This window comes from Larkinella arboricola (genome assembly GCF_003259745.1).
GTDB classification, from domain to species: domain Bacteria; phylum Bacteroidota; class Bacteroidia; order Cytophagales; family Spirosomataceae; genus Larkinella; species Larkinella arboricola.
Map to the genome: position 1 here is coordinate 126,269 of NZ_QLMC01000008.1, position 17,744 is coordinate 144,012.

The following is a 17,744-nucleotide window of genomic DNA, read 5'->3' on the forward strand; positions in this document are numbered from 1 at the left end:
GGAATCGGTTATAACACAATTTTCAGGCTGGCCCCGTAGCTCCGGGTCGAAGGATAGGCAAAGAACTCGTAGCCCTGGCTGTTGCCCGTGCCGAATGAACTGACTTCCGGATCCACGTTGGGTTGCGATTTGGGTGTCCAGAGCAGCAGATTCCGGCCAATCAAGGAGAGTTGAATGATGGAGAACGGCGTCTTTCCGATCAGCGATTTTGGCAACGCGTAGCTCAGGCTCATTTCCCGGAGTTTGACGAACGAAGCATCGTAAAGCGTGTTTTCGCCGAAATTGGCCACCGTCGACCAGTATTCGAAACCGCCGTCGGTTTTGATCGTCGTGTTGGGCGTAAAGGTGCCGTCCTGATTCTGAATGACGGAATTGGGGTAGACAAACGGCTGCCGGTCATTATAGGTCGTTTCTTTCGTAAAACCGCCAAACTGCCCCAACGCTGACGTTTGGGAGAAGAACTTACCACCCTGACGCGTATCGACCAGCACATTGAAGGTCACGCCCTTAAACGAAACCGTATTGCTTAAACCAGCCGAAAAATCGGGCTGAATGTTGCCCAGCACCTGCAAAATCGGATCGGCCAGCGGGCGGCCTGTATTCGGATTAACCACCACGCGGCCCTGGGGGTCACGCAGCATTTTGCTCCCGAAGAAGGTGCCGTACGGTTCGCCCAGACGCGCCTGTAAACCCGGCGATGCCAGACCGCCCAGGCTCACCGGTGCCAGCGGGTTATACAAATCGGTTACCTTATTGCGGTTACGGGTAAAATTCAACGCTACATCCCAGCGAAAACCCGACGTCGTTTTTACCGGCGTTCCGGTCAACAGCAACTCAATCCCTTTGTTGGTCATCGCGCCGGCGTTCAGCGTCTGGGCCAGAAATCCCGACGTACTCGAAATCGGTACGTTTACAATCTGCTGGTCGCTTTTGGAATTGTAATACGTGAAATCAATGCCCAAGCGGTTATTGAAAAACAGGATTTCCGTTCCGATCTCCCAGGAGGTCGTCAGTTCCGACCGTAAATCCGGATTCCCGCGGATGTTGCCGACCGAGAAGCCCGGCACTCCGTTCAGCGGGAACTGATACAACGCCTGAAAACCGTCGGTGATGGATGTGCGCGTGAAAACCGGTACCACCTGATACGCATTGGCCACTTTACCCACCTGCGCAATGTTGGCCCGTACCTTGGCGTAACTGATCGGCGTATTCCTTAAACTTAGAAAAGCCGAGGTCGGAATGAAGCTGACGCTGGCCCCCGGGTAAAAGAACGAACGGTTTTTCTTCGGCAGGGTCGAGGAGTAATCGTTCCGGCCCGTTACGTCCAGAAACAGGTATTCTTTGTACGACAACTGCGCATCGCCGTAAATACCGTACAGCCGCGTGCGCGAATCAACCCGCGTGGTGACAATCGTGCTGGCATTACTGAGGTCGTAGAACCCCGGCACAACCAGAGGCTGGCCATCATAAACACCCCGCGTCGTGTTGTAATCCTGAAGGTTATGCCCCAGAATCACTTTCAGATTGAGGTCCGGATTCAGGTTGCGGTTGACGGTAACGATGAGGTCAGAAAGCAGGCTCTGAAAGTTGGTATTGTCCTCCACATAGCGCCCGCCAACGTTCGCGATTGTGCCCTGGGCAAAGGTTTGTTTCCGCAAATCGGCATACATATCCGTACCAATCCGGTAGGTAACATTCAGCCACGGCACCGGGTCGTAGGTAATCTGCGCATTCCCGAAAAAGCGATTTACGTTGTCTCTCAGCAGGTTGTTATCCAGCAGCCAGTACGGATTATTCCGAAAACCGGCCAGGTAATAGCCCTCCAGGTTGTAGCGGGGGTCGTTGTAATCCTTCTGGTCGGTCACCTCGATGTCGCGGGGGGTGTTGTAGATTGTTTGCAGGATATTCGACCGACCCTGCCCCTGCACCCCCCGATCTCCCCCGGATCGGGTGAAGGTCGCCGACAGATTGGCCGAAACTTTGTTGTTGAAAAACCGCGTTCCGGCTCCCACGTTCACGGTTGTCCGGCGGTAGCTGGTGTTCGGAATCATGGATTTCGTGTTCACATCCGAAACCGTCAGAATATAGTTTGACGTACCGTTGTTGTTCCGAACCGAAAACGAGTTGTTGAGAGTCACGCCCGTTTTGAAAAAATTTCGGACGTTGTTGGGCTTGGCCGTCAGCGGAATCGAATCCGGTGCTTCAAGCTGCCCGAGCGAATACAGACCGTAGGTATGCCAGTCGGGTACGTTCTGGCCCTCAATTTTCGGTCCCCAGCTAATGTTTCCGGCATCAAACAGGTCGTACACACCGTTAAAACCGGCTCCATATGTGTTTTGAAAATCGGGCAGGCGCAGCGGATTTTCGAACGTCACGGAACTGTTCAGGCTAATCTGCGGCTTGTCGGTGACGGCTTTACTCCGGTTTTTGGTCGTAATGATGATCACGCCCGAAGCCGCCTGCGAACCATAGAGCGCGGCTGCGGCTGGCCCTTTCAGGATCGACACCGACTCGATGTTGTTGGGGTCAATATCGGCCGCCCGGTTGGTAAGGTCCACCCCGTTGTTCAGGTCGCCCCCACCGATGGCCGATGGCGTACCATTCCCGTTGATAATCTGCGTAGTCGTGTTGTTATTGCTGACAATGATCCCATCGACCACATACAGCGGCTGGTTGTTGCCGTTGAACGACTGCGCCCCCCGGATCACAACGCGGGTAGCGCCCCCGGCGGCCCCCGATGCGCTCGAAATCTGCACACCCGGAACGCGCCCCTGCAACGCCCGCAGCATATTCGATTCGTTGGCCCGGATCAGTTCATCACCCTTCACGTTGGTGACCGCGTAGCCAAGCGTCTTTTTCTCCCGCTCAATGGCCGACGCCGTCACGACAACTTCATTGAGAATGGCCGTACCTTCTTCCAGCAGAATATCGAAGTTTGTGCGATTACCGACAGGGACCTCCTGCGTTGTAAAGCCGATAAACGAAAAAACCAGCGTTGCATCCGGCGGCACGTTCGTAATCCGGAAGGTTCCGTTGCCGTCGGTGTTGGCGCCCTGCGTGGTGCCTTTAATCCCGATTGTCACCCCGGGCATCGGTACTTTGTCTGACGCACTCCGAACGGTGCCGGAAACCGTTCGGGTTTGCGCTAACCCATACTGATGGCTCAAAAGCAACAGTACGAATCCCCATAGTAGTCTTAATTTCATTGGTTTGTTGATCTGTGTGTTAGATTTCTGTAAAGATTTCTTAACAAAGGTCAAGAACCGGACGCGCCAACATATCACGCAATGCGGGGGATTTTACCAACAAAAAAACCAGCCAAGCTGGCTGGTTTTTCCTCTTACGTTCATCTCATAGAGTAGGCCCGGATTGCTCAGAACCTGGTTTTATTTTTCCTGTCGATGAGCACATTGCTTTTGCCCTGCCCTGTGTCAACAAGACAAAAGTAAGGCCCGGCTCACGGGGGACTCTACCCCAGAAGAGGGGATTTTGCGGGTTAAATCAGCCGTTCTTTAATGGCTTTCTCGATGGCTTCGGCCTTGGAGTGTACTTCCAGTTTCCAGTAAATGTTTTTAATGTGTGTGCGAATGGTTTCCTTATCAACGAACAACTGTTCCGCGATGGTGGTATAGCTCTTGCCTTTTGACAGCAATTCGAGCACCTCGGTTTCGCGGGCCGTCAGCGGAGAATTACGGTTTTTCTGGAACGACGCGACCACCATCCGGGCGATGTTGGTGCTCATGGGCGCTCCTCCATCCTGAATATCGCGAATGGCTTCCAGCAGGCGGCCGGGCTGCATATTTTTGGTCAGGTAGCCGCCCGCTCCGGCGCACAGGGCTTTAAACACCAGCTCGTCGTTTTCATACACCGTCACCACGATGATGTTGGTTTTGGGACGCAGCTTCTTGATTTTGGCGATGCCCTCGATGCCGTTCATGCCCGGCAACTCAATGTCCATCAGCACCACGTCCGGCGCGTCGGCATGGATGTTTTTGATGGCGTCCTCACAACGATAATACGTATTGATGATCTTAAAGCCGTAGGTACTGTTGATCAGCAGCGCAAATCCGTCCCGAATCAGGTTGTCGTCCTCCACAATGCATATTCGTATCGTCTGCGGATTGCGCATAAGTTGAATTCCATTCATACGTGTGTTCATTAGAGTTTGCAAGGTTAAATAACGGCTTTTTCGGGCCATACGGCCCTGATATTACACCAACGGAGCAATTGTCTTTACGAAAGGAATGTTGATGAAGCAATCGCGGGTTTCACCCAATATGCGGGATGTCCATTCGGAACATCACGGTTGTACCCTCCTGATAGACCGACAAAATATCCACCTTGCCGCCAATCTTCTCGGCCCGGCTGCGAATGTTGTTCAGTCCATTCCCGACCGCCGATTTGTTACTGTTCTGAATACCAATACCGTTATCTTTCCACCGAACTTCAATTCGCCGGTTGAGCATCGCAAAATGAATCTGTGCGCTCGTCGCCTGCGAATGTTTCAGCGTGTTGCTCATGGCTTCCTTGAACAGAAAAATCAGGTGGCGGCTCGTGCCCATCGGTAACACGGCTTTCCGCAGATCGTCGGTAATGCCGATGGCGTCGAATGTGACAGCGGTTCGGTCGAATACGTCGTCACCGAAGTCTTTCAGGCGGATGGCGATTTCCAGAAAATTATCGTGTTCGGGATTAATCGCCCAGATAAAATCCTTGGTGCCCTGGTAAAGCCGGTTGCTGTTGTCGCTGATTTTGGTCAGCAAAGGACCAATCTCGGCACCGTGGCCGTTCAGTTTGCTTTTGATGATTTCGGTCAGCATCGAAATCCGGGTGATCGTGTTGCCAAACTCATCGTGCAAATCCTGGGCGGCCATTTTCCGAACGCGTTCGTTTTCGGCCAGCGTCACCCGCTCCAGTTCGAGCAGGTGTTCTACTTTCTTCCGAACGCGGTAATTATAAACCAGCCAGACGGTTCCGCTGATTACCGCTACGAGCAGCGCCAGAAACCACCACGTTTGCCAGAAGGGCGGCAATACCGTAATGGGAATCCGGAGCATATTCGCTTCACTCCATAGGCCGTCGCTGTTGGAACCGCGAACTTTCAGGACGTAATCACCGGGCTTCAGATTCGTAAAACTCACGTACCGGCGCGTGCCACTGTCGATCCAGCCGTCCTGAAACCCCTCCAGCCTGTACGCATACTGGTTTTTGTGGGAGTTGGTGTAATCGAGAGCGGCAAACGACAACGAGAAGAAGTTCTCACCGGGCAGGATTTCGATGTGTCCTTTCTGCGCCAGCAGGCTATCCACGTTGACCGGTTTTTCAAACTTCTTGAACGAGGTCAGTACCGTATGGGGCAGGTGCCGGTTGCGGACCATGCGCATCGGCCGAAAACTCACCAGTGACCCTATGCCGCCGAAAAACATTTCGCCATCAGCGGCCCGGTGGTAGGCATTCATGTTGAATTCATTGATGGTCAGGCCGTCGTTGATGTCGTAATTCTCGAATTGTTTCTTTTCCGGATCAAAACAGGACAGCCCCAGGTTGGTGCTCATCCAGATGCGCCCCCGCTCGTCTTCCAGGGCGCCATACACCAGCTCGTTTGGCAAACCGTTGCGCTCGGTATAATGGATAAACCGCTCCTTTCCGCTCTGGTCCCAGACCAGTTGGCTCAATCCCTTGTTGCTGCACACCCAAAACCGGTCTTTGCTGTCGCGCAGAAAGCCCATCACCTGCTCGCCAATGAGGCTGTTCGGATCGCGGGGGTTGTTTTCGTAGTGGGTGATTTTGCCCGTTTGCTGATCGATTTTGTTCAGGCCAAAACCCGTTCCGACCCAAATCATGCCGCGCCGGTCTTCCTGAACGGCGTAGACGATAAACGCCCGCAGGCTGTTGGGGTCTTTCGGATCATGGCGGTAGGCCGTAATCTGGCCGGTTCTGGCGTCGATCCGGCGTAAACTGGAATAGCCTCCCGCCCACAGATTTCCCTGCCGGTCTTCGTACAGACTCAAAATGCCGTCGCCTTTTTCGATGCCTTTCGACGTCATCACTTTTTCTATTCCCGACAGATACCGGTCAAATCGGTTGCGCTGGCGGTCGTAACGGTATAATCCTTCCGGTGTGCCGACCCAGAAATTGCCCCGGCGGTCTTCCAGCAGACATTGAATCCGGTCGCTGCCGATGCTGTGCGGATCGGACGGGTTGGCCCGAAACCGTTGCGTGGCCGAGGTCAGCCGGTCGATCTGAATCAGCCCTTCGTGCGTACCAATCCAGAGTTTGCCCAGATGATCGGTCGTAACGGCAAAAACCAGACTGGCCGCCGACGATTGCTGTCGGCTGGTGATCACGGGCCATTGCCGAAACGTATTTTTGGACCGGCTGTAAAGCTGCACGCCCGCGTCGTGCGTGCCAATCCAGACCACATCTTCCCGCTGGGCGGGGCCTTCGTATATCATGTTGATATACCCGGTTTTCAGCCCTTTTTTCCCAAACAAGTCTTCCTGAATCCCGTCCACGTAGCGAATATGCTGGTCGCTGACTAGTTTGTAGCGAAGGATGCCGCTCTGGGCCGTTGCAATCCACAGCACGTCGTACCGATCAACGTGTAACGAACTGATGGGCTGATCGCCCGTCCGCTGATCAATTTCCGGATACATTTCCGACTGCTTTAACGGAGGGTTGATGCGGGCCACTCCCCGGGCCGTTCCGACCCAGATCGTTCCGTAGTTGTCCTGGGCCAGTGTTTTCACCCAGGCATCGGGCAGTTGATACGGTTGTTTTAGGGTATGAGCCACGATGGTGACCGGCTGCGAGGTGGCGGTTCCCGGTTTGGTAACGGGTAGCTGGGCCAAACCGTTTCCTGTTCCGATCCACAACATACCGCGGGGATCAATCAGCAGGGCATTCACCATCTGCGCCCGGCGGTCGTCCTCACTTCCGATGGTGTAGTGCGCCACTTCATACCGGTCTTTTGCGCGGGTTATGAACCGCTTGAGCCCCGAACTGGTGGCCAGCCACAGGGTTCCGAATCGGTCAGCGGTGATGGCATTGACGGTAATGAGACCAAAGCGACGTTGATTGGTTTCCAGCAGATCGTTGCAACGCCAGAACCGCCCCGTCACGGGGTCATACCGGTTCAACCCGTTGACCGTGCCGATCCAGATTTTGCCGTGGGCATCCTCGTACATCGACATGATCTGGTCGTGGGAGATCGTCGTGCTGTCGAAGGGATTGTGTTTGTAGTGGGTAATCTGGTAGCCGTCGTAGCGGTTGAGGCCGTCCTGGGTGCCAAACCAGACATACCCCCGGCTGTCTTTCAATATGCAGTAGACTTCACTCTGCGACAAACCATTGTCGACCGAAATCTGATCCAGAAAGTGCATGACCGGCCCGCGCGAATCAAAGGAATTGCCGCTCGGCAGACTTTTAATAGCCTGGGTGAAGGCCGTCACCCAGTTTAGACAAAGCAAAATAATGCACCAACGAGTCCTCATCCGTTCCGGGGTAGAAATATCCCCTCATTTCACAAATTTACATCTTCTCTCCGTTTGTATAAATCCCCCAATCTGGGTTAAATGTGATGCTGCGCTCCGGTCGTATTTTTGTCGAAATAATGTACATTTAGTTTAGGTTAAGAAGCAGTAAAAGTAGCCTTGCCATGAACAGGGCTACTTTTATTTATGGCCCACCGACCGGCGCAGGTTATCGCAGATCACCGCCGTTGCGATGCCCACGTTCAGGGACTCCGCCTGCCCGTATCTCGGAATAGTAATCCGCTGGCTAACAAACCGTTCCACTTCCGAACTAATCCCATTGGCTTCGTTCCCCATGACGATGTAGCCCGACGCCCCGAAAGACTGGCGATGAACATCGGCACCGTCTAAAAAAGCCCCGTATACCGGCGTTTCGGGCAATTCGCTCAGATACCCCTTCAGGTCACAATAGTACCATTCTACCCGCGTGAACGATCCTTTGCTGGCCGAGATCACCTTGGGATTGTATACGTCGGCGGTTGACTGCGAGCAGATTAGCTTCCGGATTCCGTACCAGTCGGCAATGCGCAGGATGGTGCCCAGATTGCCGGGGTCACGGATGTCGTCCAGCACCAGCACAAATTCGTCGGCGTCGGCCACTAAAAAGCGGTTTTCCTTCGTTTTAGCAACAGCCAGACAGGCATCGTTGGCAACCAGCGAACCCACCCGCCGGAGGTCGTCGGCGGTAACCATTTCAAGCCGAACCGGTTGTTTATCCAGCAGCCGGGCGTTTTCTTTGTAAAATGACTCCGTTGCCAGTAACAATTCGATGGAATAATCCGACGCGCAAAGCTCCAGCACATTGATCGCTCCTTCCACCAAAAAGGCCGCATGTTCCTGTCGGTATTTTTTCTGGTGCAGCGACTGAATATATTTGCTAAGTGATTTTGAAAGCATGAATAAAAAAATGAGTTACAGCCGGGTTGCCGGTCAGCGTATGAATTGCGAATTACGGAGAATCAGCCGTAATCTGACATTCGTAGCGCGTAATTCATCCACGGTATTCCTTTTTGCCGGTATACTAGTCTGGCTATCAGGCTGCGTTAGTTCGGAAAAGTTACAAAAAAATCAGTATCTGCTCTATAGCCAGACGGTTCGCGGCAATCGAGCCATTCCGAGCGCCGACCTCGAAGCGCTGATTCCGCAGCGGCCCAACCGCCGGATTCTTCGTTTGCCGCTCACCCCTTCACTCTGGGTTTACCAACTGGGTTCCCGCACCTACGATAAGGCAGCCGCCCAACGCGCGCTGGATGCCAAGCGGAAAGAATACGATCAGTTCGTTGCCCAGCCCGACTCCACCCAATCGCACCGCAAGCAGCTAAAACGGTATAATCGCCAGCTTGGGCGGCTGAACCGGCGGGTGGAAGAAGGCAACTGGGTGATGCGCTCCCTCGGCGAACCGCCCGCTTATTACTACGAAACCGATGCCAAAGCCAATGCGCAGAAAATGCAGCGGTTTCTGTACAACAAAGGCTTTTTACGGGGCAAGGTTTCCTATACCGCTGACAGCACTACGGCACTGGGACGGCGGGTTCGGGTGACGTATTCGATTACCGAAAATACACCCTTTTATCTTAACCAGATTACCTATCAGATTGCCGACCCCCGGGTTGACTCCATCGTCCGGGCCACCCTCAGTCGGTCTTCTCTGCTCAAAAAGGGCGATCGTTACGACGCCGATAAAGTGGAAGCCGAGCGCATCCGGATTGAGGAACTGTTGCGAAATAACGGTTATTACAGCTTCACCCGGCAGTACATTCCGCTTCCGCTGGATGTACTCGATCCGGATACCGCCCGGACCGACAGCACCGATCTCACCCCTCGCAGGCTCAATATGTGGGTTAAGATTGTCAACCCGCCCGGCCAATCCAGCCACCCGGTTTACAAAATTGGCGAGGTGGAGGTCCGGGTGCTCCGTGCCGAAGACCGTGCTTCGGCGGATACGGTTTCGCACAACGGCCTGCGGTTTTATTTGGGTCGTCAGCAATATTCCATGCGTCTGCTCGACAGCCGGATTTTCCTGCGGCCTGATAGCCTGTACCGGCTTAAAAATTACCAGGATACCCAGCGGCAGTTATTTCTGCTGAATCAGTTCAGTTTTGCCAACATCAGTTTTCTGGATACCACCGCCCGCCGGTTGCGAACCCGCATCAGTCTGATTCCCATTGACAAATACGAAATAACCACCGAGGGCGGTATTTTCGTATTGTACCAGGGGCAGGGGTATCCGGGGCCTTTTGGCAATCTGTCGTTCCGGATTCACAACATTTTCGGCGGTCTGGGCACGTTTGAAACATCCGTCCGGTACGGTATTGAAGCCACAACGGGGTTTATTCCGAACAGTTCAATCGGAATTTCACAGGAGTTTGGACTCAACACATCCGTGATTTTTCCTCACATTTTATTTCCCGGCAAGGTTCGTTTTAAATTCAACCGGCTTAGCCCCCGTACCCAAATAAGCTTAGGCTATAACTATACCAAACGCCCGGAGTACGGGCGCCAGCTTTTAAGAGCCGCTATATCATACAACTGGTTAAAAAACACGAATCATCAGTACAACTTTTTTATAGCTGACGTTAACTACTTAAATGCCACTATTTATAAAGACGCTAATGGAGAATCCGTTTTCCTGGATTACCTCAACAGGCAAGCCGCAGCAGGGAGTACGATAAAGAACAGCTTTTTAAATTCCTTTGCCTCCAACATCGGTTTTGTTTATACGTATAATACGAACGTACTGGGCCAAAATCGACGCGCCAATTTCCTGCGCCTTTCTCTGGAATCAGGCGGGACAACACTAAACTTCTTTAGTCCACAGCAGCTTCAGAGCATTTTTAAAACAACTGATACAAGCGGTCTCCAATATTATAAATACCTGCGGGGGAATATTGACTACCGACATTATATTCCATTACGTTCCAAAACCTCCCTGGCTTTTCGCTTTAATACCGGACTTGTTTATGGTTACGGTCGCAATAAAACGGCTCCCTACGAAAAGCTGTTTTTTGCCGGTGGTAGCAGTAGCGTTCGCGCCTGGCTTCCCCGGCGGCTTGGGGCCGGTTCGGCAATACCCTATACCGTCCCAGATAGTGACGGACTAATTCCAGAGTTTAAAAGAGATCGGAGAAACCCCGAACAGTCAACCGGTCAATTCCGGTACGATTTTGAACAGCCCGGCGATATTTTGCTCGAAGCATCGGCCGAGTTGCGGACGCATTTATTCCGTTTGGGTGGCGACATCAACGGCGCTTTTTTTGTTGATGCCGGTAATGTGTGGACCTTACGCGATAATGAAAACCGGGTAGGTGAGAACTTTCTCTTCCGCAAATCGAGTACCGATTATCCTTCCCGCAATTTTGTGCAGCAGATTGCCGTGGGCACCGGGATTGGCCTGCGCATCGACTTTTCATTTTTCATCATCCGGTTCGACGGCGCCATTAAAGTCTATGATCCGGCCCGCTATTTCATCTATGCCCCTGATCGAAACGGCTATATCGTAGAAGGGAAACAGCCCGGCGATGTCGTTGACGAACGGTATATCCTGCCCAAATTCCGGTTTGATAAGATGTTTCGCGGCCCCAACCCGCTCGTTATCAATTTCGGAATTGGCTATCCGTTCTGACGAAACTTAGCGTATCTACTTTCCTACCTGACAAACTGTCACAGTTCCCCAAAATCTTCGTACCTTTGCAACTTAATTTTATGAGTCAACGGTTTATCCTTTCGGGCCTGAAAACCGGTTCTCTATTTACGGTTTATTGGGCGAACAAAGTCGCTCTCTCACCGGCAAACGACGGACCTGCCCCCATCCGACTGGTAACTGACAAGATTATTCTATGGAACGCATAACGGAGACCTTATCCATACTGACCGAAGCCGACAAAGTGAGCGCGGACGAACCCCGCGTGTTGGAAGAAGAACTGGCCGTGGGCAAAAAACGGCTTTACATTGAGAGCTACGGTTGCCAGATGAATTTTTCAGACAGCGAAATCGTCGCATCGGTCATGCGGAATGCCGGGTTTGCCACCACCGCCACCGCCGACGATGCCGACGTTATTTTTCTGAATACCTGCGCCATCCGCGACAATGCCGAGCAGAAAGTACGCAACCGGCTGAAGCAACTCAACGTCCTCAAGAAACGTAAACCTGAACTGCTGGTCGGGATGCTGGGCTGCATGGCCGAACGCCTGAAAGCCAAGCTGCTGGAAGAAGAAAAAATGGTGGACATTGTGGCCGGGCCCGATGCCTACCGCGATATTCCGAAGCTGGTGGAAGAAGCCGAAACGGGTCAGAAAGCCGTTAACGTCTTTTTGTCGCGCGAGGAAACCTACGCCGACATCTCCCCTATCCGCCTGAATTCCAACGGCGTGACGGCTTTTATTTCCATCATGCGGGGTTGCGACAATATGTGCAGTTTCTGCGTGGTGCCCTACACCCGGGGCCGCGAACGCAGCCGTGATGCCCATTCCATCGTGCGTGAAGCGCAGGAGCTTTCGGCGGCTGGCTACAAAGAAGTTACGCTGCTGGGCCAGAACGTTGATAGCTACAAATGGGCTTCGGAAGACGGCACCGAGAATGTCAATTTCGCCCAGTTGCTCGAACGGGTGGCCCTGGTTGATCCGGACCTGCGCGTGCGGTTTTCGACGTCACACCCGAAGGACATCACCGACGAGGTGCTGTACACGATGGCGAAATACGATAACATCTGCAAATACATTCACCTGCCCGCCCAAAGCGGTAACGACCGGATTCTGAAACTGATGAACCGGACCTACGACCGGGCCTGGTACATCCAGAAAATTGATCGCATCCGGGCCATCCTGGGCGAAGACTGCGGTATTTCGCACGACATGATTTCGGGTTTCTGCTCCGAAACGGAAGAAGAACACCAGGACACCCTGTCGCTGATGGAATACGCCCGGTACGATTACGGTTATATGTTTGCTTACTCCGAACGCCCCGGTACACCAGCGGCCCGGAAATACGCCGATGACGTGCCGAACGACGTTAAAATCCGGCGGCTGAACGAAATCATCGCCCTGCAACGCAATATGTCGCTCGAACGCAACCAGCGGCACATCGGCAAGATTCAGCGCGTGTTGATCGAAGGCCCCTCGAAACGTTCGGACGAGTTTTTATCGGGCCGCAACGACCAGAACAAAATGGTGGTTTTCCCGAAGGGCAATTACCAGAAAGGCCAATACGTCAACGTCCTGGTGACGGATTGCACGGCGGCTACGCTGCTGGGCACCACGGTGTAAGTGTTTCCCATTTCCATACCTCATGAATTTAAAAGAAGTCCAGTCGGTTAAGCAGCGGTTCGGCATTATCGGTAACGCGCCGGGCCTGAATTACGCCATCAATGTGGCCATTCAGGTAGCGGCTACTGACTTAACGGTATTAATAACCGGCGAAAGCGGAAGCGGGAAAGAGTCATTTTCGAAAATCATTCACAGCCTGAGCAGTCGCAAGCACGGCCAGTTTATTGCCATCAACTGCGGAGCCATTCCGGAGGGAACGATTGATTCAGAGCTATTTGGGCACGAAAAAGGGTCGTTTACGGGGGCTGTCGATCAGCGGAAAGGGTATTTTGAAACCACCAACGGCGGCACCATTTTTCTGGACGAAATCGGCGAAATGCCGATGGGTACCCAGGCCCGGCTGCTGCGGGTACTCGAAAACGGCGAGTTTATCCGTGTGGGCTCGTCCAAAGTGCAGAAAACCGATGTTCGGGTGGTGGCGGCCACAAACGTCAATCTGCTAGCGGCTGTTGAGCAGGGCAAGTTTCGGGAAGATTTGTATTACCGGCTCAATACCGTACCGATTTTTGTGCCGCCCCTGCGCGACCGGGGCGAGGACATTGAACTGCTCTTCCGGAAGTTTACAACCGACTTTGCTGAACGCTACCGGATCAATCCCATCCAGCTATCGGAAGCCGCCAAACTGATGCTCTTACGGTATCCGTTTCCGGGTAACATTCGCCAGTTAAAAAATATCGCCGAGCAGATTTCCATTCTCGAATCGGAGAGCAATAAAGTCATTGAGGCCGAGACGCTCACCAAATACCTCCCGGCCGTTTCGTCGCAGACTCCACAGGCCCCGATGGTGCTGCCGGGAGCTTACAGCGACAACAATTCATTCTCCGAGCGCGAACTGCTCTACAAAGTACTGTTCGACATGCGCCGGGATATGAATGACCTGAAACGGCTGGTGCTGGATGTGCTGAAAAACGAACAAGACGGCCACGAAATCCTGAAAAACAATAAGGAATTGTTTGAAACGTTGCAATCAGGCGACCTCATTCCGGCCGATCCCGAAAAGGCCGTGGCGCGTCTGCTGCCCGCCAGCAACCTGATCGATGTTGATGACTACGATGCGAGCGATGCGCCCAGTGAAGTAACCGTGGAGGACATTACGCACGAAACCGAAGAAGACGATTCGCTGTCGCTGGAGAAGAAGGAGAAAGAAATGATTGTCAAGGCGTTACGGCGCAGCAATAACAAGCGCAAATACGCGGCTCAGGCCCTTGGCATTTCAGAGCGGACGCTGTACCGGAAGATTAAACAGTATCAAATCGATGAAGAAGACTGATTCAGTTGAACGTGAAGAGTCAAGAGTGAAGCATTATTTTATAATGCGTTGGAGTTTACTCTTACTTCTTAGTTTTTCACTCTTCACGCTTTCCTGCGGAAAATACTCGTTTACGGGAACGACGCTTGATCCGACGATCAAGACGGTGACGGTCAATACCTTTACGACCTCAGCGGCCGGGGGGCCGGCCAACTTAACCTTGCAGTTTACCGAACGGCTAAAGGAGTATTATCAACGGTACACCAACCTTAAAGTAGTTCCGTCCAACGGTGATATCGTGCTGGAAGGCTCCATTACGGGGTATGATGTCTTGCCGGTGGCGGCTACGGCTTCCGACCAGGCTGCGCAGAACCGCTTGCAGGTAACGGTTCAGGTGCGGTTCTCGAATGCGAAAGACGAAACGAAGAACTTTGATCAGCCCTTCTCTTTTTACCAGGATTTCCCGGCGAACCAGACGCTTACCCAGAACGAAACCCGGCTGCTTCCCAAGATTCAGGACCAGCTCGTACTGGATATTTTCAACAAAACGGCCGCCGATTGGTAAAATAACGGTTTTTGAAACCCGGCTTGTCCCCGTTCACGCGTTGAATTTAACTCCCTGAGAAAACCAGAAACTGGTAACAATTTGTTAAATTTGACCAGGCGCCACCATCCTTACCGAATAGCACTCCAATGAATAAATTGGATAAAGAAACTTTTTCCTTCTGGGTCACACATCCGGAGGAGTTATTACCGATTGATATACAACCGCTCCAGGAAGCGATGACGGCTTTTCCGTATTGTCAGTCGCTGTATCTGCTGGCTGCAAAAGCGACTTCGATTCATCAGAAAAGTCACGCCATTGAGTACATTCGGCAAGCGGCTGCCCATGCCCTGAGCCGTAATGCCCTGCGGAAACTGATTGAGAACGAGTTTCAATGGTCTGAAAATCTGCTGAGCCGTCTCAACGAGCTATCGCTCAAACACGTACCCATTCCCGACGATTACAAAAAAGAAAGCTACGAGTTGTTTAAACGGAAAGCCGAACAAAACCAGAACGTTTTTTCCAATCCCATTTTTGATTTCGCCAAGTCGGTCAGCTTCGATGCGATTACCACGGACGAACAACAGGCCGAGGTGGCAGAGGCCATAAACGACGAACCGGAAAAATCCCTTCCGATTATTGATGAGGTACTTCAGGTCGAAAATGTAATCCAGACCACGCTCGAAAAGCAGGAAACGGTTGCCAAAGAAACCGAAACGGCTCCGGCTGACCCGGAGCGCAACCTCCAGTTGCAGCTCATCGACGATTTTATCAAGCGCGAACCGTCCATTCAGCGCCCGCGGATGCACTCCAGTGAACAGGCCGAACAGGAAGACCTCACGCGCCGAACGCCCCTGAATACCGGGGTTCCCGTTACCGAAGCCTTTGCTAAAATTCTGGCCAGGCAGGGAAAGCCCGACCGGGCCATTGACATTTACATGAAGCTAATGTTGAAAAATCCGGAAAAAAAGGTTTATTTTGCGGAGAAAATTGCGGCTCTGAAAGCTGCACGGGATCAGTAAGTTACTTCTTTTCTATAAACAATACGCATATCAAAATAACCGCAAGGGCGAACTAAAATGCTGACGGCAATAATTGTATTAATTTGTATCTGTACGGTACTGCTGATTCTGGTGGTATTGATTCAAAATTCCAAAGGGGGCGGACTCGCCGGTGAATTTGGCGGACTAGGTTCCAACCAGCTGATGGGTGTCAAAAAGACAACCGACCTGCTGGAACAGGTCACCTGGGGACTGGCCATTGCCATTATGGTTCTGACACTTTCTACCTTTATTGTCGTTGATCGGAATCCGGCTGGTGCCACCATTAACAGCGCCAACGTGGATGCAGCCGCTACCAAATCTGTTCCGGGTTTACAAACGCCTGCTCAACAGCAGCCTGCGGCTCCGGCTACTGCACCCCAGAGCGGTACGGCATCGAAATAACTGACGAAAAGTACCTCTTTTCAACCCATTGATTGTTAGACCTGTAAGGCTTTAAAAACCGTATAGGTCTTTTTTTTACCATATTTCCTAGCTCAGAAAGTATAAACCGGTGGCCTGGTTACGTTCTAAAGAAAGGTTTTGCATTCTGAATCTTTACCCAGCCTGATGAGAAAAAGTACCGCTGCTCCGCTAGCCGTTCTGTGTTGCCTGTTTGCCGCTTCCTGTCACCGTCCCTACGCACGCTACCAGCCGATACCCGTTGAATCCTTCCGTTCGGCCGGAAAGCCGCAGTCTGTGGCAGCGGCCAACGACTCCGCCACTGTTCAGGCGGATGACTGGACCCACTTACTAACGGAGCAACCGGACTCAGAGCCTCATCGGCCCGAAGCCTATGCCTCATCGGCCGTCGTTCCGCCCGTTCCAACGGTTCAGCAACGGGTTCGTCAGGCAAGCGCTTCGCTGGTCAATTCCTCCTCAACGGCTTCGTCTGAAACGAATAGCACACTGCCTCAGCAGCCCCGGCCAAAACCTAAGCCCGGTCAGAAAAAAACGCTGCGTGAAATGCTCGGGCTGAAACCCCGCAAAAAACTCAACTGGTGGCAACGGATTCCGTGGCAACTCAAGGCGTCGATTCCGGTGATTGGCGTCGCCATCATTTTTGCGGTCCTGCACATCAGCGTCCTGGCTATTATTTTCGGTTTGCTGGGTGCCTTGCTGCTCATTCGCGGTTTAAAAAAGAGCTTCAAGGTCCGTCGGCCCTGGTTTTAAGCCATCAGTCCATCGGCGAAGGGAGCCGATCCCGCCCGCCGTTTTTGCGATGGAACCGGTACATAACCGACAGCACAACGTTATTCTTGCTTCCGGTCCGTACCGGCGCCTGATCATACTGATTTACCCAACCTGCCTGTACAATCCAGTTGAGATCGAGTTGGTAGCCTAAGCCCGCATAAACCCGGTTGCGTTCCAGATTCGGGGCTTTATAATTCAGGAAAAGTTCGTCGTAGATCGAAACAAAGACGGTTTTAGGCTTGATGGATTCATTATTCAACGGAATCATCATGTTCAGGCGGTAACGGACCCGGTTTCGAAACCGTCCCTGAATGGTAATGTTCTCCGGAGTCGATTCGCCAAACCAGCGCTGTTCGATCCGGTAGCGGTGTTCAAACTTCAGCCGATCAACGTTCTGGCTCATCGTTATCTGTTCCCATAACCGGGTTTCGAGTGTCTGTGGACCATCGTTCAGATCCCGGAAATTATAAGTATGGTACCGGCCAGTCGCCACCATAGCCGAAAATGCGGGGCCTAAGTCATAACTAACCCCTCCTTTTACTTCGTAATAATTAAACTCATCAAACAACGAATTGGCTCGTAACTGCCCTTCAACAAAACCGCCCCAACCCCGTTCGCGGGCAGGAAGTTGAACGGTACCAATAAACCAGGTACCCCACGGAGGCTGCTGCGCCTGGGTAAGATCGGGTATAAGAAATAAGAAGAACAGGAAGCCAGCGAAACGTTGAAATCCTTTCAGCAACCGCTTATCAGGCAAACCGCTGGAAGAAGACCTAACGACATACAGGTCATTAAGAGATGAGGTCATTTAAAATTTGCTTGGTATTTCGTTGAAAACAACAAAAATACGAAACAACCTTCATG

The 17,744-nt window shown here is 52.5% G+C and carries 12 protein-coding genes; 7 read left to right on the plus strand and 5 right to left on the minus strand.

Annotation, left to right across the window (positions count from 1 at the left end; genetic code table 11):
* Positions 1 to 8: 8 nt before the first annotated feature.
* The 4 genes from LX87_RS25595 to LX87_RS25610 form a co-directional block, all read right to left on the minus strand.
* The gene (locus tag LX87_RS25595) at positions 9 to 3,206 is read right to left on the minus strand and encodes a SusC/RagA family TonB-linked outer membrane protein (RefSeq protein ID WP_111631153.1); all 3,198 of its coding nucleotides are present in this window, start codon (positions 3,204 to 3,206) and stop codon (positions 9 to 11) included.
* Between the two features lie 290 nt (positions 3,207 to 3,496).
* Entirely contained in the window at positions 3,497 to 4,147 is a 651-nt protein-coding gene (locus tag LX87_RS25600; RefSeq protein ID WP_111631154.1) for a response regulator, read from the minus strand.
* 121 nt (positions 4,148 to 4,268) lie between these two features.
* The gene (locus LX87_RS25605) at positions 4,269 to 7,493 is read right to left on the minus strand and encodes a ligand-binding sensor domain-containing protein (protein ID WP_111631155.1); all 3,225 of its coding nucleotides are present in this window, start codon (positions 7,491 to 7,493) and stop codon (positions 4,269 to 4,271) included.
* 180 nt (positions 7,494 to 7,673) lie between these two features.
* Positions 7,674 to 8,429: an RNA methyltransferase gene (locus LX87_RS25610; RefSeq protein WP_111631156.1), complete on the minus strand. Its 756-nt coding sequence runs from the start codon at positions 8,427 to 8,429 to the stop codon at positions 7,674 to 7,676.
* Between LX87_RS25610 and tamL the strand changes: the two genes are divergently transcribed.
* The 7 genes from tamL to LX87_RS25645 all read left to right on the plus strand — a co-directional run bounded on the left by tamL (position 8,428) and on the right by LX87_RS25645 (position 16,859).
* A complete protein-coding gene (tamL, locus tag LX87_RS25615) occupies positions 8,428 to 11,154 on the plus strand; it encodes a translocation and assembly module lipoprotein TamL (RefSeq protein WP_229310823.1) in 2,727 nt (908 codons plus the stop codon). The genes LX87_RS25610 and tamL overlap by 2 nt on opposite strands.
* A gap of 214 nt (positions 11,155 to 11,368) precedes the next feature.
* Positions 11,369 to 12,793, plus strand: a complete 1,425-nt coding sequence (gene miaB, locus LX87_RS25620) for a tRNA (N6-isopentenyl adenosine(37)-C2)-methylthiotransferase MiaB (RefSeq protein WP_111631157.1) — start codon at positions 11,369 to 11,371, stop codon at positions 12,791 to 12,793.
* A 22-nt stretch (positions 12,794 to 12,815) separates the two neighbouring features.
* Positions 12,816 to 14,123 (plus strand): sigma-54 interaction domain-containing protein, encoded by a 1,308-nt coding sequence (locus LX87_RS25625; protein WP_111631158.1) that lies wholly within the window; start codon positions 12,816 to 12,818, stop codon positions 14,121 to 14,123.
* Positions 14,124 to 14,166: 43 nt separating this feature from the next.
* Entirely contained in the window at positions 14,167 to 14,667 is a 501-nt protein-coding gene (locus LX87_RS25630) for an LptE family protein (RefSeq protein ID WP_229310824.1), read from the plus strand.
* Between the two features lie 128 nt (positions 14,668 to 14,795).
* Positions 14,796 to 15,668 carry a DUF8458 domain-containing protein gene (locus LX87_RS25635; protein ID WP_111631160.1) on the plus strand — a complete coding sequence of 291 codons (873 nt, stop codon included), beginning with the start codon at positions 14,796 to 14,798 and terminating at the stop codon, positions 15,666 to 15,668.
* A gap of 57 nt (positions 15,669 to 15,725) precedes the next feature.
* Complete coding sequence (gene secG / locus LX87_RS25640; RefSeq protein ID WP_111631161.1) at positions 15,726 to 16,091, plus strand: preprotein translocase subunit SecG; 366 nt, start codon at positions 15,726 to 15,728, stop codon at positions 16,089 to 16,091.
* A gap of 165 nt (positions 16,092 to 16,256) precedes the next feature.
* Positions 16,257 to 16,859, plus strand: a complete 603-nt coding sequence (locus LX87_RS25645) for a hypothetical protein (protein ID WP_111631162.1) — start codon at positions 16,257 to 16,259, stop codon at positions 16,857 to 16,859.
* 4 nt (positions 16,860 to 16,863) lie between these two features.
* On the opposite strand, the gene LX87_RS25650 is transcribed toward LX87_RS25645, so the two are convergent.
* Positions 16,864 to 17,688 carry a DUF2490 domain-containing protein gene (locus LX87_RS25650; RefSeq protein ID WP_111631163.1) on the minus strand — a complete coding sequence of 275 codons (825 nt, stop codon included), beginning with the start codon at positions 17,686 to 17,688 and terminating at the stop codon, positions 16,864 to 16,866.
* Positions 17,689 to 17,744 lie beyond the last annotated feature (56 nt).